Origin of the sequence: Chroococcidiopsis sp. (genome assembly GCF_051657925.1) — a bacterium.
Taxonomy (GTDB): Bacteria; Cyanobacteriota; Cyanobacteriia; order Cyanobacteriales; family Chroococcidiopsidaceae; genus Chroococcidiopsis.
This window is the reverse complement of sequence record NZ_JBOFLP010000133.1, coordinates 26,126-50,941: the sequence shown is the minus strand read 5'-3', so window position 1 is coordinate 50,941 and position 24,816 is coordinate 26,126. Positions and strand designations below refer to the sequence as shown.

Below are 24,816 nucleotides of genomic sequence, written 5' to 3'. Positions count from 1 at the left end.
CAGTAACTTATTTATCTTTAATATTTATGGGGGCTGCGGGTAGTTTGTTAGGAACCCAATTATTACCCAACCGACCGGAGTTAATCCCACCATCAGTTGCTCAGCTCCCGGCTCAGGCTCCTAGCGGAAACATTAACTTTATTGCTAACGCTGTAGACCGTACTGGTGCAGCTGTCGTCCGTATTGATGCGGCACGGGCTACCCGCGCTAGACAACCTGGAGCTAGGATAGTGCGGGGAACTGGCTCGGGCTTTATTATCAAGCCGGATGGTTTAATTTTGACAAACGCTCACGTGACTGGTGGAGCTGATACTGTCAACGTAACGCTGAAAGATGGACGCAAATTTACTGGTCGGGTCTTGGGTAGAGATGAATTGACAGATGTGGCTGTAGTGAGAATTCAAGCCAATGATTTACCTACGGTAACAGTAGGCAACTCTGACAACCTCCGACCTGGAGAGTGGGCGATCGCGATCGGCAATCCTTTGGGATTGGATAATACTGTTACTGCTGGAATCATCAGTGCTACAGGTCGTTCTAGCAGTGATGTAGGCGTTCCCGACAAGCGCGTCGGTTTCATTCAAACTGATGCAGCGATTAATCCTGGTAATTCTGGCGGACCCCTATTAAATCAGCAAGGTCAAGTTGTGGGAATGAATACGGCAATTATCGGCGGCGCTCAGGGGTTAGGTTTTGCTATTCCTATTAATCGAGCCCAGCAAATTGCCGAGCAACTGGTTGCTAAAGGGAGAATCGATCGCGCCTATTTAGGGGTTCAAATGGCAACTCTCAACGATGAGATTCGAGAAACCCTAGCCCGAGAGTCAAATGGTGATGTCACCATCTCTGCTAACCAAGGGGTAGTCGTCTTAGGAGTCGAGCGTAATTCTCCTGCTGCTGCTGCTGGTATCCGTCCTGGCGACGTGATCCAGCAAATTAACGGGCAACAAGTAAAAACTGCCGATCGAGTGCAGCAAGCAGTAGAAAATAGCCAAATCGGTGTCAATATCCCGCTTGAAGTCAGTCGCAATGGCAGAAATATTCAGCTCTCGGTAAGAGCGGGTGAATTTCCTGCAAGCGCTAACTAAAGGATGCATATTAGGTATGGGGAGCAGAGACGTTCCACGCAACGTCTCTTCACCTCCAAAATATTTTCCTGTCCCTTAAGTATGGATAATCTGCCCAATCCTAACTGGTGTTATCAAGTTCTAGAAATCTCCCCAACGGCAACGGCGCAAGAGATTAAAATGGCTTATCGCCAACTGGCGCGGAAATATCACCCCGATCTCAATCCAGGCGATCGCGAGGCGGAAGATCGGTTCAAACTAATTGTCCAAGCATACCGCACCTTACTCACCGTCCAATCGCAGCCATCTTCCAGCACTTATACAAGAACTACACCACATTCAGACACCACTTCTACTTACAGTACAGGTGGCGTGCGCTTTCACGTCAAGCAACGCGACCGTACGTCTCCCTCTCCTCCCCTCTCTTCAGAAGAAAAGTTACTCAAATTGAGTACGCTCAACCAAGTCTACACTTTACTCAAGCGCCAGAATTTTCAGCAAGCGGTAGACACAGCAGAAAAGCTAGCTATCCGCTTTCCCAAAGATCCAGATGTGCAACCGTGGCTGGCTGTAACTTACCATCGTTGGGCAAAACAGCTGATCTCGCGACAACAGTGCGATCGCGCCAGAATTTACCTCAAAAAAGCTTTGCAAGCCGATCCTCATAACCAGAAGTTATGGCGAGAAATCGATCGCGATTACAAAGCTATAGAACGCCAGTTAATGTTTTGATCCGCAGAGCTATTGACCGTATCAATATTGGTGACTTCATTTCGTAACCAAATTAATATCTAACTGTCACAGTCATGTCACATTCATTCACTATCTTATAAATGGCTGCAACGAGTAAATGAGTTACTCCTCACCCTATCCTCAATTCAGCGAGTAAATAGCCTCTCCATATTTTGGAGAGCTTTTTTTATGTAATTCGCACTAGGCTGTCTTCCTCTACACATCCTGTTCCAAATTTCCACTAAATTAGCTTTTGGGGTAAAAATTGGGGTAATCGGGGTAACAGTACTGAGGAGCCAGCCACGTGTGGAGCGGAGTATTAGGAAAGCCAGTCGATCGATAATGACGCTAGCTACCGTAACTGAAGATCAGTTGCAGTCGTTTGTAGAGCTTAAAATTTAGAAAGCCGATGGCGGGATTTGAACCCGCGACCGCTCGATTACGAATCGAGTGCTCTACCACTGAGCCACATCGGCGCTGCCAAACCTTTATTATACTATCAAAACTTTGATGATAGAGCAAAATCCTAAAAATCGCCAAGACAAACGGTTTACTCCAGAACAATACGCTCGTTTAAAAGCAGAAGCTGCTGCTCCTTATCGAGGGTTACGAAAGTTTGTCTACATTGCTTTCGGAGCATCGGGTTTAATTGGCGCTGTTATCTTTTTAGCTCAACTAGCAGCAGGACAAAATGTCAGTAATGCTTTACCCAATTTTGCTCTCCAAGTAGGAATTGTTGCCTTGATGATTTTCCTCTTTCGTCTGGAACGAGGGCGAGCGAAGTCGTAGTTAATAGAGACAAGGAGGACTTAGGAGACACGGGAAACCTTTAGACTTCAAAATTCTGAATTCCCCTCACTCCTGACTCCTGACTCCTTCTAAATAAATTTGGAAGAAATACTCAGGATCGTCTCTTCTCAAATGTATACTATTACTCGTTTTGGCAGCTCGGCGGCGCGATCGCCCTGTTAAATAGACCGCTCCTTAAAGAAAGTTCAAGTTCATTCACAACTCTCAACAGTATCGTAGAAAAAATAAAGAAAACATTAGAAAAGTCATTACTTCAGATAGAGTTTGTCATACTATATACATGGTTCAAACGGGGTCAGCTTATATAAAGACCCTGACTATATCTCCGCTAACTCAAAGGGGTCAGCTATAAATATATAAAGACCCCACTGTATATAAGAAGCAAAATAGCGCCAGCACTCCTGTCGGAGTGCTGGCGTTGTTAATTCAGTTATCAGTTGTCAGTTACCAGTGAACGGGGTGTGGGGTGTGGGAAGTGTGGGAAGTGTGGGGTGTAGTGGATTGCTAACTGGTCACTGGTCACCGGTCAGGAGTCACTGGTCACTGATAACTGCTCCCTGCTCCCTCATCTAAGGCAAGCTAACAAGGTAGGGTGAGGGAATTGCTTTAGCTCGTCCGGCGTTCACGAGTGCTTGATAGACAAAAGCAGCAACCTCAGCACGGGTAGCCTCACGATTGGGATTTAACTGAGTGGGTGTAGGATAGTTGATCACCAATTGTTTCTGAGTAGCAGCTGCTACGGGTTGAGTAGCGTAGTTGGGAATTTGAGCTGCGTCAGTATAAACTGCGATCGCGCTAGAATTATCTGCACTCAATTTCAGACCGTTTGCTAAGGAAACCAGCGCTTGGACTCTGGGAATTTTCTGCTCGGGTTCAAATAAATTGCCAGGATATCCAGCCACAAAACCACCTTGATACGCCGTTTGGATTGCTTGATAGCCCCAATATTTGCGCTGAACGTCTTGAAAATTAACGGCTGGGCGTTGTCCTTTGGGCGTAAAGGCTTTACTGACAATTGCGGCGAATTGGGCGCGGGTAACTGGTTCATCTGGCTTAAAAGTACCATCAGGGAAACCAGCAATAATATTTTTGGCAGCTAAGGCTTCAATATAAGGCTGCGCCCACAAACCTTTGATATCGCGTAGAGCAAATTGAGCAGGAGTAAACGTGACTTTGCCAGAAATGCGCTTGGGATCGATATCGTTACCAATTGCAACCAGAGCGTTGCTCCGCGTGGCATTATATAAGTCATAGCGCTTATTACCGCGAATCAGATTTTGTCCGGCGTTATCAGCGGAACCAATATCGGGTTGAGCGTTGACAGTGGCGACAACTCCATCGCGATCGTTATTTTGAATCACGTTATTGCGTAAAATCGGTTGAGCCGCCTCGGAAACATAGATCCCGTCTTTATTCTGTTGAATTTGGTTATCGCTAACTAAGGGTGATGACGTACCACCAATTGCGAGTCCAAAACCCGTAGCTTGAAAGACGTTGTTGCGAATTTCTCCCTGTGCTGCCCGTGCTACAGAGATTCCGTTGCCACCATTTTTAATGAATCGGTTTGCTTCTATTTTGGGGCTAGCCGTTCCAGTTACAAAAATACCGTCTCGATTGCTGTTAGCAAAAGTACTGTTCGTTACCGTAGGATTAGTCGATTCAATCCACAAGCCCGTGCCGCGTGTATTAGTGTTAGTCACGGTGACACCACTAATTGTTGTCTCTTTCTCGGCACGAATCGTGACGTTCTGTCGGGCAAAGGTAGGGCTGATATACTCTCCACCACCATTGATGATAATATTCTCACCTTTAGTTGCTTCATCACCGCGTAGCGTCACGCCGGATTTGAGAGTGAGGGGAAAGGCTTCTCCAGTTTCGCTAGTATAGTTACCAGCAGCAAGTTGAACGACCGTGCCAGGTTCGGCTTGAGTCAAAGCAAAGGTAATAGTTTTATAAGCAGATGCTTCGCTCGTACCAGCACCAGGAGTATCCGTACCGACTTCGGGATTAACGTAAATAACTTTGGCAGTGGTGGGAGCGGCAATTGGAGGTGTAGTTTGAGCTTGAGCGTGTACGATAGAATTATCTGCTAGTGTAGCGATGGGGATCGTGCCACTGGCAACTAACAGTAAGGCGGTTAGTCCAGTTCGCCAAGGAAATAACGAGCAAACAAGCGGTTTGACGGACGAAGCGCGATTGGCAGACGAGAAAATTGGAGAATCTTGGCGTGTCATACTTGTAGGATTTGTCATGTGCTGACGATCTGCATCTAGTAAGACAAGCGATCGCAAAAATTGCACAAAAATTTTACTTTTATTAACACTCTTTTTGAACGAGTTCGCTTGTCCTGAGATTTGAGCTGATGACACATACCACCGCTACTATGTTCCGCAATTTTCTATAAATCTTTCGTAGAGTAGATAGTACCTGCTTTACCAAACTCGGTTAGTTGTGAGAAACAATCTTGCAGGATGAGTCTTAACTGAAAGCAACCGTGCTACCGTAGGGAGCAGGGAGCAGGGAGCAGAGAGCAGAGGAAAAAACTTGGCTAATATTGCTTGTAGACAATTGAAATGCCCTAATCTATCCGCTCTCTGCTATGGTTTCGCCTCCTGGGTAAGTGCAGCAATTGTATTTTCTAGCACCTCCGTTTTTGCAGCCGAACGAGTCGTACTGAAGTACCGAGCTTTTCGCGAATCAATCGCGGTTGAGGATTTGACAAAGTTTGCGCGCACTGGGGAAATGTCACCCGATCTACGGGTAAATTTGGCATTAGCCCGACAAGATCCCCAGACGATCCGCCAGTCCCTTACAAATACAGTAACGGTCGATCCAATCTTGTTAGATCGAGTTCTCAACAACGCTTTAGGAGAATTATTGTTAGATGAAATAGGTAAAACCGTTCATCCACCTGCGCGCCAAGCAAATCGACAAGCTCTACGCGCTGCCATGACCTTATCTGCTCGCGATCGCCAGCTCTCGCTGCTGGAAATTCTCCAAAACTACCCAACAACAGATGTGGAAGTGGAAGGCGAACGCCTGGAAGCCGTTTACAGCCAACTACGTCGCCTAGAAGGAACTCTGAAAAATTTTTTGAAATAGTCCTGTGAGAAACAAGGAGAGTCAACCTAAAATTTGCCTTTTCCCTACTCCCTGCTCCCTAATAAGCCAAAGTTTCCAGCGTTTCGCGCAAATATAGACTAACTTGACGATCGAGGTTCACCTCTTGCAGTTGGCGATCGCCAGACATCTTTTCTAACCGCCAGCGCTGAAAGCCTGAGCTAGCAGAGATCGCGCCTTTTAGTTCGTCCCAGATTTGGCTATCTTCGGATCTGCTGGTGTCTGTAGCTGGATGAGCCATGTTTCCTCATTCCTTTACTTGAGCTGTTACTTGAGCTGTATCTGTTTGAGAGTTGGTGAGTTGGGGCAAGATGCGGTTAACTTGCCAGCCAACAATCGTAAAGTCTCGCGCTATTCTTTCTACAGGATAAGGTTTTGTCTTAGAAAATTCTGTTTCGCTAGTAACGAAAACCCGTGCCACGCTGACAGGGATTTGCAGAAATAGATTGCTGGCTAAAAAGGCAACGCTAGCTACCAACAATCCTAAGCCTCGCCATTGTGGTGGTAAGGGTATGACATTTGCCGCGATCGGCGCGGTACGATACAACAACCATAATAGCCCTACTAGCAATCCTGCTGCTACCATAGCCAGCAGGCGATTGGCAGTCGTACGAATTAACCTGAGAACTTTTCTTTGCTGCTCGTCGAGCTGAGTTGGTTTTTGTGCGACTCCCAGCACGGCAAAGATCAAAAAAGGACGCGATAGCTGCATCCACAGAATGGGTAAGACTCCGATCGCCGCCACAATTGAGAATTCTAACCACACGGGTAAGATGGGATCGCCCACAGCCAAGCCGAGCCAGCACAACTGCAACAGAATCGGCAGCGTTGCTAACCCAGCTAGGTGAATCCACAAAAACGGTTCGGAGCTAAATGATTGCATAGTTTTCAAGATGTCAAGACGTGCGATCGCACGTCTTGACAGTGCTACCTCGTAAGCGTGCGGCGTTTTGTCACCATTTGATAGGCTTCGACGATATCGCCTTCAACCCAATCGTTGAATTTATCAACGCCAATACCGCATTCGTAGCCGGAATTGACTTCGCGGGCATCCTCTCGCATCCGCTTGAGAGAATCTAAAGCACCTTCGTAGATCACCTTACCACCACGGCGCACCCGCAGCTTGCAGTTACGCACGAGCTTACCCGACTGCACGTAGCTACCAGCCACCTTACCGCGACCGACTGGGAAGACCTGGCGGACTTCTGCCTGACCGAGAGGTTCTTCTACCAATTCTGGCTCTAGCATACCTTCTAGGGCAGCTTGAATGTCTTCCAGCAGTTTGTAGATAATGTCGTATTCTCGAACATCTACCCCTGCTTCGTCGGCTGCTTGTCTAGCACCGCTAGCAAGCGTGGTGTTGAAGCCGATAATCACGGCGTTACTAGCTGCTGCCAAGTCGATGTCAGTTTCAGTGACTTCTCCAGGTGCAGACAACAACATCCTGATTTGGACTTCGTTTTGTGGCAGTTGTTTGAGCGCCCCGACGATCGCTTCGACGGAACCTTGGACATCTGCCTTGAGGATCAAGTTGAGTTCCTTCAACTCGCCTTCCTGAGCCTGTGCGGATATGGAAGTTAGGGTCGCGCGTCCTTGCAGCAAGCGGAACTGACGTTGTTTCTCTGCCCGTTCGTTAGCGATCGCCCGTGCTTCCTTCTCGACAAGATACACCTCGAAATCGTCTCCAGCTGCTGGCACGTCGCTCAAGCCCAAGACCTCTACGGCGAAGGAGGGGCTAGCGATATCTACCCGCCGACCGCGATCGTCTACCATAGCGCGAACTTTGCCAAATGCCGACCCAGCCACGAGGATATCGCCCACGTGCAGCGTTCCGTTTTGTACCAGCAAGGTTGCGACCGGACCTTTGGCTTTGTCAAGATGGGCTTCAATTACCGTTCCTTTCGCCGTCCGATCTGGGTTAGCATATAGGTCTTCTACCTCTGCAACCAACAGAATCATTTCCAGCAAGCCGTCAAGGTTTTCACCTTTAATGGCGCTGACGGGAACCATAATCGTGTCTCCGCCCCATTCTTCAGGAGTTAGGCTGTATTGAGTTAACTCTTGCTTGACGCGATCGGGTTGAGCGCCTTCTTTATCAATCTTATTGATTGCGACGACAATGGGTACTTCTGCTGCTTGGGCATGACTGATCGCCTCAACCGTCTGGGGTTGAACGCCATCATCAGCGGCAACCACTAAGATGGCGATGTCCGTCACTCGCGCTCCTCGCGCCCGCATCGCCGTAAAGGCTTCGTGACCTGGGGTATCTAGAAATACGACTTGCTGCATTTGCCCGTTTTGTTCGACATCGACGTGGTAAGCACCGATGTGCTGGGTAATGCCTCCAGCTTCGCCCTGTGCCACTTTTGTTTTGCGGATGGCATCGAGCAAAGTCGTTTTTCCGTGGTCTACGTGACCCATAATTGTTACGACTGGCGGACGGCGCTGGAGATTTTCCAAGTCTGCCGCATCGAGCATTTCTGTAACTTTACGGGCTTCTGCTTCTGGCTCGGCAGTTTCTACCTCTACGTCTAGTTCTTCCGCCACCATTTTAATCGTGGCAAGATCTAAACTTTGGGTAATACTAACTGCTATCCCCTTCATGAACAGAATCTTGACAATTTCTGTATCTGGAGTTGCTAAACTCTCAGCTAGTTCTTGCACGGTGAGATTGCCCATGACGATCACTTTTTCTGGGCGTTCGCGTTTCTGTTCTGGTTCGCGGCGACGGTTATTTTCTCGTGCTTGGCTAAACTTTTTGCTTCTAACTACACTAATGGCAGCAGGCTGCGGCTGTCCTGGGCGAGCTGCTGTTTTCTGTTTCGGCGGACGAGCTATAGACAGGCTAACTTGAATTGGAGTATCGCTATCTCCGTCCTCCTCATCGTCAAAGTCTTCTTCGTCATCCAAATCGACTATAGGCTTGAGACGTTTGGTTTTTACACCTGCCTTCGTTGCCTTTGCGTCTTGTCCTTCGTCTATCTCCTCTTCTTGCCATTTTTTGCCACCTTTACCCACTGGACGCGGCATGGGGCGTTTGAGGATTGGCTTGTCATCCACACCGATTTCGGCGATTTCTTCCGTTCCCGGTAAAGCTTCTGCCCCATCTGGTTTAGAGCGGTCTGGTGCTACTGCTTCGCCTGCCCTCACTGGCTTAGGTCTTTGCAGTTCCAGCACGGGTTTAGGTCTAGCTGGCGTGCTTTCCGGGCTAGCAGCTGCCTCCTGCGAACGACGCATTGGTTTTTCGACTCTATCTGCCTTCGCCACTGGACGATTGGCTGCGCGATCGTCTTGCTCTCGCTTGAGAATTGGTCGCTCCGGTCGTTCCGATCTCTCCAGGCGCTCCGCTCGCTGTGGTGGCGACGATGGTAGTCCGGCAGTTTCATCCACATCGTCGTCTCTTACCCCGGATGGTCTAGGGGGTGGTGTTGACAGCTTGGGTGATTCTGGTGGTCTGGATTTATTTGTAGGTGTTGGATTGTCGCCCCGCTCGCTTTGGGTTGTAGGCTGAGTTTCTACTGCCTGCACTGGCTTTTGTGCTTCGGGACGGGTTGGCGCTGTTGTCGGTCGCACGGGTGAATTAGAAGCGGTCGGACGAGCTGGAGGTTGAGGTGCTACGGCAACAGAAGGTTCTGGGGGGTTAGGACGATCGGGGTTGTGCTTTGGTTTGCGAATTTCCAAGATTTGCTGTTTGTGAGGCACGACAGGTTTTGGTTTAACTTTGTTAGTGGCTGGTTGAGGATGTGCCTTGTAGCTGTTGGCATGACCTTCTCTACCAGCAGTGACGGGGTTGGCAGCTTGTTTTTCTGCTGCTTGTCTGATTCGCTCTGCTTCTTCTTCGCTAATAGTGCTGCTATGACTTTTCACTGCAATATTAAGCCGATCGCAAATGGCTAATATTTCCTTGTTATCCAAATTCAATTCCTTTGATAGATCGTAAATTCTGACTTTGCCGTTGTTCATCCATTCTTCCCCTTGTACCTACCAGCTATAACTGGATGGTTGCCCGATTTACAACATCTCCATCCTCCGATTTTTGTATATTCGTTTACTGTTTGAATTGCGGTTCTTGCCTCCAAATGATATAACAGAGAAGCTTTGTATTTGGCTTAACTCCCTACTTTGCTAGGGTTAGCAGGTGTTAGCGTGCTTGTGTTTTTTGCTTGTGTTTTTTGCTGGCGCTCCAACTTGAGGAAATCCGGTCGCAACTTTTGGTTGTCGATCTACTACTAGGATATTTTGACCCATATATTATTTTGGCATCAAGTTAGGTTTGCAGAAATTACCAGCTGCAAATTCCTTAACCTGTCAATGGGAATGCCGATGTGTTTGTAGGCTTGATGCTCGTTCGCTCTCGTTAAGTTCAAGGAGTGGGTAAGTATAAGGGGTTGTACATATCGCTGCTATCTGGCTCTGTCACCTGGTTCCGTACCTATGGTTCTGTAACTAGGCGCTGCAATAGAGTTTGATAAAGCACCTCTGAGACTGTCTTGACCTTGAGCGATCGCCCCAAGCGGTTTTTCTTTTGCGCCACTTGTAGACAGCTTGCTTGGGGACAGATGTAAGCAGAACGCCCCATGCCCCAATCTAATTGTAACTCTCCCGAGTCGCGATCGCGGACAATGCGCCAAAACTCCGATTTTAATGCCACGCGACCGCAGCTGATACAACGGCGATAGTTAGGTTTCATCAACAGGAGGGGGTTGGGACGGCGAAGAGAGCTTCAGGGGCAGTTACCAAATCACAAGTCACGAGTCACAAATCACAGTTCGTTAGTCGCCGATTCTTCTAGCTCCTCAGATGTTTCCAGTTCTTCATCCAATTCTTCGCCAGTGTCATCTACTGTTTCTATCATGTCTTCTAGTTCTTCCTCTGCTAATTCTTCCTCTAACTGTGCGGCGGCTTGTTGTCTAGCTGCTGCCGCAAATTTAGCATCTTCAGCGGCGTAATCGTATTTATCGCGGTCTTTGATGTCAATTTTCCATCCTGTCAAACGTGCGGCTAGACGGACGTTTTGTCCTTCTTTACCAATTGCCAAACTGAGTTGATCTTCTGCCACCAATACGTGAGTCTGTCGAGTTTCCGGGTCCATCAACCGTACTTCATCCACCCTAGCCGGACTCAAAGCATTGGCAATATAAGTAGCTGGGTCAGGCGACCAGCGAATCACGTCGATTTTTTCTCCTCGTAATTCGTTGACTACGACTTGAATTCGCGACCCTCTCGCGCCAATACATGCCCCTACTGGGTCTACATCTCGGTCTAGGGTGTCGACAGCAATTTTTGTCCGAGGACCGACATGCCTGGAGGGAGGATTGGCTTCCCTGGCTACAGCGACAATGCGGACGACCTCATCCTCTATTTCCGGCACTTCATTCGCAAATAAATACACGACTAGACCAGCATCAGCCCTGGAAACCAATAACTGTGGACCTCGATGCTGTCCCTGCAAGACTTTCTTGAGATAAACCTTAAAAGTAGCATTGGCGCGATAATTATCGTTAGGTAGTTGCTCCCGCTTGGGTAATTCTGCTTCGACTTCTGGCTGACCGAAGCTGCTACTAACCGCCATAATCACTGACTGTCGCTCAAACCGTAGAACTCTGGCTTGCAGTACGGTATCTTCTATATCTTGAAATTCCTCTTGGATCATTTGACGCTGCTGATCGCGGAGTTTTTGCGACAAAACTTGTTTTGTCTGCATCGCTGCCATGCGTCCAAACTCTTCTTTATCTGGAGTCACGTCAACTAGCACGGAATCGCCAATTTGAGCTGCATCCCCTGCAAATTCTTGCACGTCTTTGAGGGAAATCTCGTGGTCGGAGTTGGTGACTTCTTCGATAATCGTTTTAGTTGCTAGAACTCGAAAGCCTTGTTCTTCAACATCCAACTCTACTTCAAAGTTGTCAAAATATTCTTCTTCAAAATGCTTTTTGTCTAAATTTTGCGCTCGCCGATAGCGCTCGTAGCCTTTTAGCAAAGCTTCTCTCAGGGCGTTTTGTACCGCATTCCGAGGTAAATTCCGTTCGCGGCTGATGCTTTCAATTAATTCTTTTAGACCAGGTAGGCTAACCATTGACATAATATTTAAACCTCTTGTTTTGCAGGGAGCAAAGAGCGGGAAGCAGGGAGCAGAGAATTAATTATGAATTGCGAATTGCGAATTGCGAATTCCAAATTGCAAATTGCGAATTTTTCCCCACCCCTAGTCCCTAACTCCTGACCTTTTTATTTAGTGGCGCTCGTCCAGTTGTACCCTGGTGATGAGAGAGCGGGGAATGGCGATCGCCCGACCTTTTTGATTCAAAAACACCGCTGTTTCATCGCGCTTAATTAATTGACCCGTCCACTCTGTATGACCTTCATAGGGTTCGGATAAGGTGACGATCGCAGGGAATCCTTTAAAAGAGACAAATTCTCGATCTGCAACCAGCTGGCGCGATATCCCAGGACTAGAAATCTCCAGCACGTAAGCATCAGGAATGACATCTGCTGTATCTAGCGTTGCTTCTAAAGCGCGGCTCATGCGTTCGCAGTCATCTAGTCCGGTGTCTTGCTGTGGATTGCGGATGTCCACGCGCAGCACTGGCGGACGATGGTTTGTATGGAAAACGACATCAACAATTTCCAATCCTAGATCTTCTGCTACAGGTGAGGCGAGTTCAATGATTTGAGGAATTAAGGGATGAGCCATTGTTCAGACATAAAAAAAGCGGGGTTGACACCCACTTCCTGAGAAACAGTAATTTTTCCAGAAAGTTTAAAGGCGAAACAAAATCGTTCCGCCCTTACATTTGAGTTTAGCGCATTAATTAGGGGTGAGGAGCGAGGAGCGAGGAGCAAGAGAATGAGACAAGGGAGAGGGGGAAGTGTGGGGAGTGTGGGGAGTGTGGGGAGAGGGGGAAGAACGTTTTTCCCCCTTGTCCTCCTCACCCCTCACTCCTCACCCCGCTTTAGCAGCCGAGTTTGTTCCATAATTTGCTCGACATCCTCTTGTGCTAGTCTGCGGACGTAGTTGAGTTTGACTTCTTCTAAAAAGTCAGAAATCAAAAATTGAATGCGTTCTAAGGTATGTTTTTCCTGCATTTGCGTACCTAAAGCTTGGCTGAAGTGTTGAGTTAGCTGGCGGGAAATTTTTGCCCCAACCGGATCTTCCACGGCTTTGACGATCGCGATATAAAAATTTTGGGCAATGGAGGTCGCTAGTTGCTGGCTCAGCGTGTGGGGTAAGTTGCCGACTCCTGGTAGATTATGGATGCTGCGATAGAGAGGGGATTGGTCGAGGGTGCTTTCGATGCTGTGGCGTAAAATGGCAATGATATCTGGTTCGATTTGGGGGAAGACTTGGTAGACGAGGACGTTGACGACCAGAGAAGCGATCGCCTCAATTTCGTTAATATTATTTAAATCTATGTATGGTTGGCGCTTAGAGCTGGCGGATAGCCAATTTGTTAACTCTCCCCGTCGTACCGAAACTTGTAACTGATTAATAAATTGAATTAAAACGACTTCGGTAATTTCCTGCGCCAAACTGGCGACAAATCCTTGAGTCGCTTGTCGTCGGACTGGTTCTAAATTTAATAATTTTGCTTGGTGCAAGCGAATTGTTACCGGAATAATTCGCAGCCACGTCCAGCGTAAAAAAGGTAACAGCTCGAAGGGAACGATGAGCAAAATGTCATACCATCGCCATAACATCGCATCTCGCCATTTCAAACCGACGTGACGGCGGCTGATGGTAAAAGTGCGGATGAGAAATTCTAAGCCAAACAGGGCGATAAAATAAGAGTCGATGCGCCAGAATTCATCAGTGAATTCGCCATTCTCGCCGATCGCGCGATAATAATTTGTGGCAACTAAAGGGCGGATACTGCGATTGAAAAAGTTAATCTCTTGTTGCCACCCAGCCTTGAGTAAATATTCTTGACTCCAAAAAATATTAAAAGCAGTACGCGAAGATGCTTCACCGATGCGATCGCGCATTCGATTTTTAATTCTTTCTAGCGTACCAGTCTTATTTGCTAAGGCAAACGGATTAGTTTCAATAATGTCACTACTGTAGCGGCGCAGTTGCTCTAACAAGGCTGCTGTCTGGGGTGACTGCAATCCTGTTTGACTCACCTGTTGTTCTAAGGCATTGACTAGCTTTAAATACTGCTGAGTTTCGCGGTGCGGCTCAATGCCTTTAATTGGATCGTAAATTGTTGTAACTTCAGGAATGCGGTTGAGGTAAAAATCGCGCCAGGGGACATAGGTGAAGTCAAAAATGACTAGACCAAAATTTACCGTAGCTGCGATCGCCATTAACCGCTCAAACCACAGATGGAAACGCCGTTTGGAAAAGTCAAAAGTCAAAAGTTAAATGTCAAAAATTAGGAGACAGGAGATAACAGTGGCAGTCAGGAATGAGAACTAACTCCGCTCTAACTAGCAACCACCAACTACCCATTACCCATTACCGTTACAACCTGCGTGTCTTCTAGATCTTACCAGTAGTATTAATAACGAATGCGGGGATCGATGGAGGCATTGAGAATATCAATGATGATGCTGGCAAGCACGACGATCGTACCAAAAAATACTAAAATCCCTTGAACGGTAGGATAATCGCGCAAGGAAATTGCTTCGTAGAGGCGGTTGGCTAAACCAGGCCAAGAAAATGTCACCTCAGTTAAGATTGCTCCACCTAATAAAGAGGCGAAAGTCAGCCCCATGATTGTAATTACGGGAATTAAAGCATTTTTTAAAGCATGGGCAAATAAGATCCGTCGTTCGGGAATTCCCCTAGCACGGGCAGCTTCTACATAGTCAGCTTTAAGAGTATGTTTAAGGTTGACGCGAACGATGCGCTCGAAAATTCCCGATAGTAACAACCCTAACGTCAAACTCGGCAGCAATAGGTAATAGATAGCACTGAAAAATTGGGTGACATTGCCGCTCAACAGACTATCAATAGTGTAGAGTCCTGTAAAACCTTCAGGCGCGGGTATAGAAGTCGGAAAGCGCGTTCCCAAGGGAAACCACCCCAACTGTACCGCAAATACCAACTGCATTAACATTCCTACCCAGAATAAGGGTAAGGCATAAGTGATAATCCCAAATAATCGCCCCCCTACATCTAACCAAGAATTAGGGCGGGAAGCAGCTAGCATTCCGACGCTAATTCCAATGATGAGCGCAAATGCCATGCTAAATATGGCTAATTCTGCCGTGGCGGGAAAGTGCTGTCCGATGGTTTGCCAAACGGATTCCCCTTGAGTCGTAATGGAACTACCGAGATCGAAACGCAAAAGACTACCAATGTAACGGATGTATTGAATTGGCAAAGGATCGAGTAGCCCTAACCGTTGCCGATATTCTTGCTTGACGCTTTCTGGGGCGCGTCCTCCTAACACAGCGTCGACGGGATCGCCAGGAGTTGCTCTTAACAACAAAAATACCACAGTCACGATCGTCCACAGCATGAGTGGTGTCAGCAGCAATCGAGCCAGAATGTAATATTGCAGAGATTTTGAGCGAGACATATGAGGGATAAGGGAGCAGGGAGCAGGGAGCAGGGGGATAAGGGAGAATTAGCTACCGATCGCTGACTTAAGATCGGGGAAGAACGATTAGTCAGCAATATCTTAGATCGGCAACTGCCATTAATGCTAATATTCCGTCAGGGAAAGGCGATCGCCACGAACTGCTATCTTATGGATAAAGTTGCTAGAACTCCAGCTAGGTGCGAACGTGCTAAGTTTTGGCGACAGCCGGAATTTGGGAATTTGGAGTTACTTAGAGCAACTTATATTACTCATGCTTTCTGCCGACACATTCACGAAGCTTATACTATCGGTGTCATCGAACAAGGGGTAGAAAAGTTTACTTACCAAGGCGAAATGCATTTTGCCCCTGCTGGTACGGTAGTGATTGTCAACCCTGGTGAGGTGCATACGGGAAGTGCGGGAGTCGAGAATGGTTGGACATATCGCGTGTTGTATCCCGATGTGAGTTTATTGCAACAAGCTGCGGCTGAGGCTTTTGTGGGGCGACAGGTTATGCCTTATTTTCCGCAAGCCGTGATTGACGATCGCCAGCTTGCTCAACAGATCTTACAACTACACCAAAGTTTAGAAACTTCGCCGTCGCAGTTAGAAAAAGATACACGCTGGCTGGGGGCGCTAGTGAAACTGATTCAACGTCATGCAGGCGATCGCCCTACACTGAAACAAATAGGTAGAGAAGACCAGCCAATTGTACGGATTAAGTCATATTTAGAATCGAATTCTACAGAAAATATTTCTTTAGATAAGCTTGCCGCGATCGCCAATCTCAGTCCGTTTTATTTATTACGAACATTTCGCGATCGCATTGGTATGCCACCTTACGAATATTTAACTCAAGTGCGGGTGGCAAAAGCAAAAAGGCTGTTATCACAAGGATATGCGATCGCGCAGGTGGCGCAACAAACGGGTTTTGCCGATCAAAGTCATTTAACCAGGCAATTCAAGCGTTTTGTTGGAGTCACGCCAGGGAAATATAGTAAACCAGTCGGATAATACCATCACTTCGCGCTCTAGGCATTTATGGCAAGTGAGAGAGACGAGCTGCTGATAATAATGTTCCGGACAGTCAATATTGTTATGTTGTGACTACCGATCGCGGAAATTGGCGCACTAAAGCCGAAAATACCGGACAGGGGCGACTGTTATCTAAATTTTCAGGTTTGCTCCAGGTGAAAGGTGCTTTTTGTGCCGCAGAAATCCACAGTAACCGTTTGGCGCGAGTGATGGCAACATAAAGTAAGCGAAACTCTTCTGCTGTCTTGAGTTGTTTTGCCTGTTCCCACGCCGTAGCAACATCGGGTAAGGGAAATTGTTCGTGCAAGGCAGCACGGATTTGGGCGCGGGCAACTTCTGCAACGGTGAAATCTCCCAAAAAATGAGATTGAGGTAAAACGCGCAGATTTCCAGGAATTGTATTTTCGTGTAAAAACGGAATGAATACGCAGTCCCAATCCAATCCTTTAGCTTTGTGCATGGTAATAATTGTCAGTTGCCCAGGACGGGTATAACGTGCCTCGGAATCTTCCGCGTCCACCGCTTCAAATCGTTCTGAATTGACAATTTCGCTCAGCACTATCAGCATTGCAGCCAAATTATTGTTGCCATTACCAGCAAGTTGTTGCTGCACTCGTTCCGCCAGCTTATCTGCTGTCGCGAGTTCTGCTTGGTCGTAATTCAGAGTTAAGGCAAGAAAGGAAATTAATTGATAGGGAGGTAACTCCATTCGAGCGCGGAGCAGGCTGCGGCACAAATGACTTGCTTTTTGAGCTGGTTCGGGTTGAGGTGCGTCTAAAGGACCAGGATACAGAAATTGTTCGGGAATGGTTGCCAGCGCATTCAAATCTTGCGGCTGGATTAACTGACGTTGTACCAAAACTTCCAAGGCAGCTTTGAGATAGTCGGGGGAGTGGGGACGGTCGAGGAATTGCAGCAGCGCCAGCACTTCCACGGGAACTTGAGAGTGGCGATCGCTTTCCGACACCTCATACACTACGATATTATGCTCTTGGCAAATCGGCGCGATCGCTTCAGCCAGCCATCGTCCCTGTCTGTTTTCCCTGACTAAAACAGCCATCCGCAGACTGTTCGGCGTTTCTGTGGTGGGTGTTTCTCCATTCGATCCTGCTTGATATAATGCCACTACCCGCCGACCAATCAATTCTGCCGTGTGATGAATATCGCGAGGCGTATGCAACTCCAACCCCCCACCAATCGGCGCAGGATTAGCATCCGGCTGTGGGTCATCTAAGCTAACCGGATGAATCGTCTGCTCTCGAAATGGCAGTGGTGCGTGGCTAGTGGTTAGTGGCTGGTGGCTAGAATTGCTCCCTTGTCTCCCTTGTCCCCCTTGTCCCCTTCTTCCCTGCTCCCTACTCCCTGCTCCCTGCTCCCTACTCCCTGCTCCCTGCTCCCTTCCATTCACCCATTCCAACATAAAGTTAGCTGTGGCAATGACAATCCTAGTACTGCGTCCTGCCATATCCATCGTTGCCAAACGTTGTTGCTGCTGGCACTCTTCGCAGAAGCGACGAAAATAAATTGGGTCGGCAGGGGTAAAGGTAGAATTAATTGCTTGGTTGGGGTCGCCAACTCGAATTAAATTCGCTGGTAAATCTGGGTTTTCTGGATCTTGTGCCAGAATTTCTAAGAGTTTGGTTTGCAGGGGTGAAGAGTCCTGAGCTTCATCTTCAAATACGGCAAAAACTTGCTTTTGTTCGTTGCGTCTGGCGCTAGGATTTTCTAGTACCCGTAGCGCTGCCAAAATCATGTCGTCGTAGTCGATTAAATCGCGCGATCGCATTAAATTCTGATACTGTTCGTACAATCCGGCAGCGACGGTCAAAATTTCATATTCATCTGTTGCCTGTTCGCCCAACACTCGCAACTGTTGCGGTTGATATCCAGAGCTTTTCGCTTCGTGAATGACTAAATAAGCTAATGCTGGTAGGACTTCTGTCCGCAATACCGACTGTCGCCGTAAGCGTTCTGTTTCTTCGCCGTCAAATTGCCTACCTTCGAGTAACCGAGAATACAAGCGGGAATTAGCAGCAATCCACTGTTCTACACAAGTCCGAATCAAGCGGTGGCTCTGATTGGGCGTGATTAACGTCGCGTTATCCAACGGCAGTCCCGACAAGTCAGGATAGCGGCTGGCAATATTCAGCGCCAAACCGTGTAGGGTATTGACAGTGAATCCTCTTGGTGGTATGGATAATTCTTCTCGTAAATACCGGCGAATCTTGCCTTTAATGTTTGCAGCCGCAGAACGAGTAAATGTAACAACTACGATCGCACGTTTGGCGTGTAACTGATAGCGGGCGATCGCAATTGCCGTTGCTGCTGCCATTCCCGTCGATTTTCCTGCTCCTGGGACTGCCGAGACTGCCAACTGTCCCCCTTGCCAATCTGCCATTTGTTGCTGTCCTGGGCGCAAGCTGTTGCGGAGTTGTTCCCAGTTTGCGGGAGTCGGGAGTCGGGAGTCGGGAGTTGGAATGGATAATTGGTCGGTTAGGTTGGCTTCTGGCATAGGGGATACGCGGATTTTGGCTCTCGATCCCCTAGTTTCCCTCTAATAGCAGGTGGTGCCCCCTTTTTAAGGGGGTTGGGGGATCGACTGCTTAACTCTTGCTAGATATCTAAATCTACAAAGAGATCGAGTTTCATAATTGTAATTTTTCAATATAAGCCTAGATTGTAGTTGGTTGACAAGTATATTGCAGTATTTGTAAGAGAGGCGATCGCGCTTACCATGTGGTGAGAATTAGGGATAGCGATCGCTTTTTGTCTCAGGTTGCGATGCGATCGTATTTCATTGAAATTCTGTTCTGGATAAAATCCTAGCTAAGGTAGATATACAGAAAAATTCCGGATAATGTCCTAGATAGGGTAGTTATACGGAAGGATTCTGGATAACCTCCTAAATGAGTAGTTAGGCGGACAGTTTCTGCATAATAAATAGTTAGCTTGCTGATTTGTCGTTAGGACAAAAGGTTACACATGTAATACAATGTGCTACACTACAGGCGAGAAGTAGTTTGGTGCGACTGTATGCAAGTTTTGTTACCCTATGGTGAGGATGCTCTTGTCGAGCTAGAAGACAACTACGGCTTGAATTCTATTGAAGCAGTGGAAAAAGTTATCATTCATCATCTTCAGAGACAGTACTCGTTTCAAGTCGTCTCGATCGAAGAATTACAAATTTGTACAGGGATGGCAGCAAAACTGAGAGCGGATGACGAGATTTACTACCTCAAATTTAGTTCTCACGAGATCCACAAAGCCCCAGACCAACTTTTCCCTTGGTTAGATTATGCTCGAAAGCAAGGAATCCCGCTCCCTGAAATTATTCCTGCAACGAATGGCTGTTGGTATCTATCTCCCTTGCAAGACTCTGATTACGATGTGGTCTATCTCATGCGTGAGGTTCCAGGAAAACCAATCGAGCAAGTGAGCAAACCCGTGTTGAGTCAGTTTGCTGAGGCAATGGCGCAGTTTCATCGAATTGGATTCAACTACTCCCAGCCAGTGCAAGGGGATGATTATGCAACTTGGGCAGACGTAAAGCAGCAGGAAAATCTAGATGAATTACGGAATGACCTACAAGATCGCCCGTTCATTTCGCAAGAACTGGTCACAGAAGCGATGCAAGTCATTGAAGACATACCCGTTTGCACTATGCCTCAAACCATGATTCATGGGGACTTTCGATTTTGTCATGTGTTCTTTGAAGACAATACGTTAAGCGGCATTATCGATATGGATGAGTCAACGCAGGGAGAGCGATTGCTTGATTTGTGTTACGGACTCGCAAGTGGGTCTGCTCCAGAAGAAGGGAGTTTACTCACCTTTGAGCAACTGCAAGACACTTTATTGATCTATGATCGGAGCCTGCCGCTGAATGAACAAGAGCGATCAACGCTTAAGGGAATGTTCGCTTACATGTTTCTGGCAACCCTATGTCACTTGTCCTACAGTAACGGGACGGAGCAAGGGATTAACGTGACACAAGAGCTTTTGCGATCAATCCTTAGCACCTCTGAGCAGGGATTGCTGCGTCGTGTGTAGTTGACGCAAGCTAACAATCCGCTTGCACACCGACCGTATCAAGATGGTTGGTTGAGTCCTAAAAGTTACTAGCCGCCGCTGAACCGAGCCGTTGAACTGCTCTGTTCCTTAGTAGGGACAGTGCTTTGATGCTATCTCTGAGTTCCTAATGTTGTGATAGACTCAGCATCAGATGAGTAGTCTATAGCAAGTAATGCCTGTACAAACGAAAGCTCAAGTACTGGCTCTCCTTCAGAAATCTCAGCAGGAGTTACAACACTTTGGAGTTAAACGTTGCGGCGTTTTCGGCTTGTTTGCCCGTGACACCGCAATTCACGCTTAAAGTGATGTCGATATTTTAGTTGCTTTTGAGCCAGACCAGAAAACGTTTGATAACTTTATATACCTATCCTTTTTTCTAGAAGATCTTTTCGGTAGAGCAGTTGACCTCATCACTATCGAATCATTAAGTCCTTACATTGGTCCGCAGATTTTGGATAAAGTCGAGTATGTCTCCGTCGGCTCGTGAATATTTGCAGCATATTGTTGATGAAACGACCTACATCATCACAAATTCTACGAGTATAGACAAGGCAAGAGTAGTAGGATCTGTTATTTAACGCACCCTACTTTAACAGGTGGTAATACCCCTTCCAATATGGCTGAGTGTAGTTTGTTAGACTGAAAGTCTAAAGTGTCAGTAAATCCTCAACAAGGACGCTCAAGCCCGATGATGCTATCGACGTATCCGAGTAGCCTACTGCTATCGAGAGAACTGCCTAACCTGGACTATAAATTAAAACGCGATCGCTTTGATGAAACTTGGGAAGCACCCCTCGCTACCCTACTTGGTTTAGGACGAGCAGCAGGTGCAGATTTTGTAGAATTTTTCTTGGAACGAGTTAACTATATTAATTGTTTAGCAGAAGACGACACGATCGCCAGCATCTCCCCAAGGTTATCCACTGGTGCAGGGGTGAGAGTGTTTCGCGGTAAGGCTGATTGCTATGTCAGCACCAACGATTTAACATTTAACGGACTCAAAGCCGCTTTAGAAAAAGGACTTTCCATTCTAGGGTTGCAACTTCCAGCACCCAGCGCCTACATCCCTGCGATTAATTTAGAACTGCTGCGAGACTACGCCACGACTAAAGGTAAAGATGGCTGGTTTGCTAGCTGTAGTTCGATCCGCGAAATGGGAGAAGTGCTGCTAGATGCCAACCAACAGTTACAACTCAAAGCCAACCACGTCCAATCGAGACGCGCTACCTATTTCCGCGACTGGCAAGAAGTCTTAGTTGCTTCCAGTGATGGCACGTTTGCAAGAGACATCCGTTTGACACAATCGGTAGGATTTAACCTATTATGTGCGGATGGCATCCATCGGACTTCCATCGGACAACGGGCAGGTAGCACTAGCGATCCTAATTTTCTCAGAGCGTGGGATTACAAATCAACCGCCGAGGAAGTGGCAGAATCGGCAGGTAAGATGTTGTATGCCGATTACGTAGAATCGGGTACGTATCCAATCGTGATGGCAAATCAGTTTGGTGGTGTTATCTTCCATGAAGCTTGCGGACATTTATTAGAAACCACCCAAATCGAACGCAAAACCACTCCTTTTGCTGACAAGAAGGGTGAAAAAATCGCTCATGAAAGCCTGACTGCATGGGATGAAGGACTGTCAGACAGTGCTTTCGGCACGATTGATATGGACGATGAGGGAATGCCAGCCCAACGGACATTATTGATCGAAAATGGAATTTTGAAAAACTTCTTGAGCGATCGCGCTGGTTCCCTACGTACCGGACACCCTAGAACAGGTAGCGGACGCAGACAAAGCTATACCTACGCCGCCGCCTCGCGAATGCGCAACACTTACATCGCACCAGGTAGCTATACCAATGAAGAAATCTTTGGTTCGATTGACAAAGGAATCTACTGCAAGAAGATGGGTGGTGGTAGCGTCGGCGCGACGGGACAATTCAATTTCGCGGTGGAAGAAGCTTACCTAATTGAAAATGGCAAAATTACCAAACCCCTCAAAGGTGCTACTTTGATTGGTGACGCACAGGAAATTATGAATAAGATTTCTATGTGTTCCCAGGATTTGGGATTAGCGGCGGGTTTCTGCGGTTCTGTTAGCGGTAGTATCTACGTTACTGTCGGACAACCTCATATCAAAGTGGATTCGATTACCGTTGGTGGAAGATAAGAATTTTATCGCGCAAAGACGCAGAGGCGCAAAGGATGCTTAGCGTCTTCGCTACGCCAGTCGCACGGCAGTCGCTACAACGGGGGGAACCCCCGCACGGCACTGACTCGTCTTTGCGCGATCGCAATTTAAGAAGATTAAGAAAGAGTATGACAAATATTCAGGAACTTGCAAATTACGTTCGAGATAGTGCTGGTAAAATTGGCGTTCAAAAATTTGATATTTTCGGTTCTTCTGTTGATGAAACCAGCGTGCAGGTAGATTCAGGCGAACCGAAACAAGTCAAAGCCTCAAATCGTTCTGGGGTGACGGTGCGGGTGTGGAATGAAAACAATACCGTAGGAGTCACCAGCACGACTGACGTGTATCCCGAAGGCATCGAACTCGCTTTGAAAACTGCCTATGAAGCAAGTTTCTTTGGGGTCAAAGAAAATGTACCAGATTTTAGCCCAGAAGCGTTAGCGAAGCTTAACGAAGTTATCGCGCCAATTCCTGCTGATACAGAAATTACAGCACCCCAAGCGCCTGTAGCTAAGTTAATTGAAACCCTCATCTCGGCTGAAAAAGAACTCTTGGCTGCCCATCCCGCGATCGCAGGCGTACCCTACAATGGTTTATCGCAAAGAGATCTCGATCGGTTTTATCTCAATAGCGAAGGTGCGACACGTCATGAAGCGCGCTCCTATGCTTCGATCTATCTTTATAGCAAAACCGACGAAGAAGGGAAAAAACCCCGTTCTGCTGGCGCATTTCGCGTTAGTCGCAATTTACAAAACTTAGATATTCAAGCTTGTCTGAGAGAAGCAGCCGAAAAAACTATCAGTCACCTGAATTACGAGAAAGTCAAGTCTGGTAAATATCGCGTTGTCTTCTCTCCTGAAGCTTTCTTAAGTTTGCTGGGTGCTTTTTCCAATCTCTACAACGCTCAAAGTATTCTAGATAGACAAAGTCTGTCTACACCAGAATCTATTGGCAAGCAAATTGCCTCACCCCTGCTTTCAGTATGCGATGATGCATTGCATCCCGAAAACATAGCTGGAGAAACGTTTGACGGTGAAGGTACGCCTACTCGTCGCATCTCAATTATTTCTGATGGAGTATTAAGAAATTTTCTCCATAGCGCAGGTACGGCAAAACGCCTAGACGCAAAACCCACCGGACACGCTAATATTGGCGCAAAGGTGACGGTTAGTCCTCATTTCTATCACGTTTTTTCCAACCAGCCAGCAATTCAAACATACAACTTAGATACGGCTGAGAACGTCATTTTTATTGACGATTTACATGCCTTGCACGCCGGGGTCAAAGCTTTGCAAGGTTCTTTCTCCCTCCCCTTCGATGGTTGGGTAGTTAACAATGGCAAGCGGACGAGTATCGAATCTGCTACTGTGGCGGGAGATTTTCTGGAAGTGTTGCAGTCAATTATTTTCGTCGAACCAGAGGCAGAATTAACACCATCTGGGGTTTGCCCTCGGATTTGGATCGATAATTTATCAATTACTGGGGAATAACCAATTTCTGTAGGGGCGTACATCTGTACGCCCCTACTTAGCGCGAATTTCTTGAGAATATATCTCAAGTAAGATTTAAATAAATAGCTTTATATGAGAGTTTATAGCTTAGCATAGCAATCGGAGGGAAAGTGAAATATGGTCGCAACTTTAGACGATACCAAGCGTAGAGCGATCGCAATGGAACTAGCAGATTTAAAAGCCCTACAAGAGTTGCTAATTAGCAATGAAGAGAAACTGATTCCATCTGTCAGTAGCGATAAAGAAATTAGCGATCGCTTAAACGATTTTCTCAGAGACGATAGGCAAAATTTGACTGTCATTAACGAAGTGATTGCTAAGTTTGGTGGTGGTTCTGTTGGGCATAGAGATACAACGGGGCAATATGTAGAGCAAGTCAACCGTTTAATGGATGGCAACGAACTATCTTTGTATCAAAAAGTCTCTGCTCACGAGCGGATCAAACACCAAGCTGTTATGACTGGATTGATTATTCACAAAGCGTCTCAGGTGACAGGGGAAGATGTCAAGGATGCGATCGCGCCTCTTAACCAAGTCAACTTTGAAAACCGCGCCCACCAAGAGCAACTGAAAGGAATTTTAGAGGTTTTGGGAACCCGCGAACTAACGGGTAAAGATCCAGATCAAAGCGTTTGGGCAAGAACTCAAGATGCAGTTGCTGCTTTGCGAGGCGTATTTGACGGTTTGACGAAGTAGGCGATCCCCCCACCCCCCTTCAAAAGGGGGGCTTCGATCCCCCCAACCCCCCT

The 24,816-nt window shown here is 47.2% G+C and carries 20 protein-coding genes, 1 tRNA gene and 1 pseudogene; 10 read left to right on the top strand and 12 right to left on the bottom strand.

Annotation, left to right across the window (positions count from 1 at the left end):
- Both ACRC32_RS10365 and ACRC32_RS10360 read left to right on the top strand, forming a co-directional pair.
- Window positions 1–1,088, top strand: a 1,088-nt coding sequence (locus ACRC32_RS10365) for an HhoA/HhoB/HtrA family serine endopeptidase (protein ID WP_438553881.1), incomplete at its 5' end; no start/stop codon positions are given.
- Between the two features lie 81 nt (window positions 1,089–1,169).
- Complete coding sequence (locus ACRC32_RS10360) at window positions 1,170–1,799, top strand: J domain-containing protein (RefSeq protein WP_438553880.1); 630 nt, start codon at window positions 1,170–1,172, stop codon at window positions 1,797–1,799.
- Window positions 1,800–2,203: 404 nt separating this feature from the next.
- On the opposite strand, the gene ACRC32_RS10355 is transcribed toward ACRC32_RS10360, so the two are convergent.
- Window positions 2,204–2,275 (bottom strand) — tRNA-Thr (locus tag ACRC32_RS10355).
- Between the two features lie 34 nt (window positions 2,276–2,309).
- On the opposite strand from ACRC32_RS10355, the gene ACRC32_RS10350 reads away from it, so the two are divergent.
- Entirely contained in the window at window positions 2,310–2,588 is a 279-nt protein-coding gene (locus ACRC32_RS10350) for a DUF3493 domain-containing protein (RefSeq protein ID WP_438553879.1), read from the top strand.
- Between the two features lie 590 nt (window positions 2,589–3,178).
- Here the strand turns inward: ACRC32_RS10350 and ACRC32_RS10345 are convergent.
- Window positions 3,179–4,843, bottom strand: coding sequence for a DUF1565 domain-containing protein (locus ACRC32_RS10345; RefSeq protein WP_438553886.1), 1,665 nt, complete (start codon window positions 4,841–4,843; stop codon window positions 3,179–3,181).
- Window positions 4,844–5,153: 310 nt separating this feature from the next.
- Between ACRC32_RS10345 and ACRC32_RS10340 the strand changes: the two genes are divergently transcribed.
- Complete coding sequence (locus tag ACRC32_RS10340; protein WP_438553878.1) at window positions 5,154–5,711, top strand: alpha/beta hydrolase; 558 nt, start codon at window positions 5,154–5,156, stop codon at window positions 5,709–5,711.
- Window positions 5,712–5,769: 58 nt separating this feature from the next.
- Here the strand turns inward: ACRC32_RS10340 and ACRC32_RS10335 are convergent, their stop codons facing one another.
- The 9 genes from ACRC32_RS10335 to ACRC32_RS10295 all read right to left on the bottom strand — a co-directional run bounded on the left by ACRC32_RS10335 (window position 5,770) and on the right by ACRC32_RS10295 (window position 15,253).
- Window positions 5,770–5,970, bottom strand: coding sequence for a hypothetical protein (locus tag ACRC32_RS10335; RefSeq protein WP_438553877.1), 201 nt, complete (start codon window positions 5,968–5,970; stop codon window positions 5,770–5,772).
- 6 nt (window positions 5,971–5,976) lie between these two features.
- Entirely contained in the window at window positions 5,977–6,612 is a 636-nt protein-coding gene (locus ACRC32_RS10330; RefSeq protein ID WP_438553876.1) for a low-complexity tail membrane protein, read from the bottom strand.
- A gap of 44 nt (window positions 6,613–6,656) precedes the next feature.
- Complete coding sequence (gene infB / locus ACRC32_RS10325) at window positions 6,657–9,692, bottom strand: translation initiation factor IF-2 (RefSeq protein WP_438553875.1); 3,036 nt, start codon at window positions 9,690–9,692, stop codon at window positions 6,657–6,659.
- 469 nt (window positions 9,693–10,161) lie between these two features.
- Complete coding sequence (locus ACRC32_RS10320) at window positions 10,162–10,419, bottom strand: YlxR family protein (RefSeq protein ID WP_438553874.1); 258 nt, start codon at window positions 10,417–10,419, stop codon at window positions 10,162–10,164.
- A 72-nt stretch (window positions 10,420–10,491) separates the two neighbouring features.
- Window positions 10,492–11,811 carry a transcription termination factor NusA gene (nusA, locus tag ACRC32_RS10315; RefSeq protein ID WP_438553873.1) on the bottom strand — a complete coding sequence of 440 codons (1,320 nt, stop codon included), beginning with the start codon at window positions 11,809–11,811 and terminating at the stop codon, window positions 10,492–10,494.
- 150 nt (window positions 11,812–11,961) lie between these two features.
- The gene (gene rimP, locus ACRC32_RS10310; protein WP_438553872.1) at window positions 11,962–12,423 is read right to left on the bottom strand and encodes a ribosome maturation factor RimP; all 462 of its coding nucleotides are present in this window, start codon (window positions 12,421–12,423) and stop codon (window positions 11,962–11,964) included.
- A gap of 114 nt (window positions 12,424–12,537) precedes the next feature.
- Window positions 12,538–12,669, bottom strand: coding sequence for a hypothetical protein (locus ACRC32_RS10305; RefSeq protein ID WP_438553871.1), 132 nt, complete (start codon window positions 12,667–12,669; stop codon window positions 12,538–12,540).
- Window positions 12,666–14,033 (bottom strand): hypothetical protein, encoded by a 1,368-nt coding sequence (locus ACRC32_RS10300; protein ID WP_438553885.1) that lies wholly within the window; start codon window positions 14,031–14,033, stop codon window positions 12,666–12,668. The genes ACRC32_RS10305 and ACRC32_RS10300 overlap by 4 nt, the downstream gene beginning before the upstream one ends.
- A gap of 194 nt (window positions 14,034–14,227) precedes the next feature.
- Window positions 14,228–15,253: an ABC transporter permease gene (locus ACRC32_RS10295; protein ID WP_438553870.1), complete on the bottom strand. Its 1,026-nt coding sequence runs from the start codon at window positions 15,251–15,253 to the stop codon at window positions 14,228–14,230.
- Window positions 15,254–15,376: 123 nt separating this feature from the next.
- Between ACRC32_RS10295 and ACRC32_RS10290 the strand changes: the two genes are divergently transcribed.
- A complete protein-coding gene (locus ACRC32_RS10290; protein ID WP_438553869.1) occupies window positions 15,377–16,270 on the top strand; it encodes an AraC family ligand binding domain-containing protein in 894 nt (297 codons plus the stop codon).
- Between the two features lie 82 nt (window positions 16,271–16,352).
- Here ACRC32_RS10290 and ACRC32_RS10285 read toward each other — a convergent pair whose 3' ends face one another.
- A complete protein-coding gene (locus tag ACRC32_RS10285; protein WP_438553868.1) occupies window positions 16,353–18,803 on the bottom strand; it encodes an ATP-dependent helicase in 2,451 nt (816 codons plus the stop codon).
- A gap of 521 nt (window positions 18,804–19,324) precedes the next feature.
- Here ACRC32_RS10285 and ACRC32_RS10280 point away from each other — a divergent pair.
- The 5 genes and pseudogenes from ACRC32_RS10280 to ACRC32_RS10260 all read left to right on the top strand — a co-directional run bounded on the left by ACRC32_RS10280 (window position 19,325) and on the right by ACRC32_RS10260 (window position 24,763).
- Complete coding sequence (locus ACRC32_RS10280; protein WP_438553867.1) at window positions 19,325–20,341, top strand: phosphotransferase; 1,017 nt, start codon at window positions 19,325–19,327, stop codon at window positions 20,339–20,341.
- Between the two features lie 193 nt (window positions 20,342–20,534).
- A pseudogene (locus ACRC32_RS10275) lies at window positions 20,535–20,849 on the top strand (nucleotidyltransferase family protein).
- 201 nt (window positions 20,850–21,050) lie between these two features.
- Complete coding sequence (locus ACRC32_RS10270) at window positions 21,051–22,535, top strand: TldD/PmbA family protein (RefSeq protein WP_438553884.1); 1,485 nt, start codon at window positions 21,051–21,053, stop codon at window positions 22,533–22,535.
- A 149-nt stretch (window positions 22,536–22,684) separates the two neighbouring features.
- Entirely contained in the window at window positions 22,685–24,046 is a 1,362-nt protein-coding gene (locus ACRC32_RS10265; protein ID WP_438553883.1) for a TldD/PmbA family protein, read from the top strand.
- A gap of 138 nt (window positions 24,047–24,184) precedes the next feature.
- Window positions 24,185–24,763: a hemerythrin HHE cation-binding protein gene (locus ACRC32_RS10260; protein WP_438553866.1), complete on the top strand. Its 579-nt coding sequence runs from the start codon at window positions 24,185–24,187 to the stop codon at window positions 24,761–24,763.
- Window positions 24,764–24,816 lie beyond the last annotated feature (53 nt).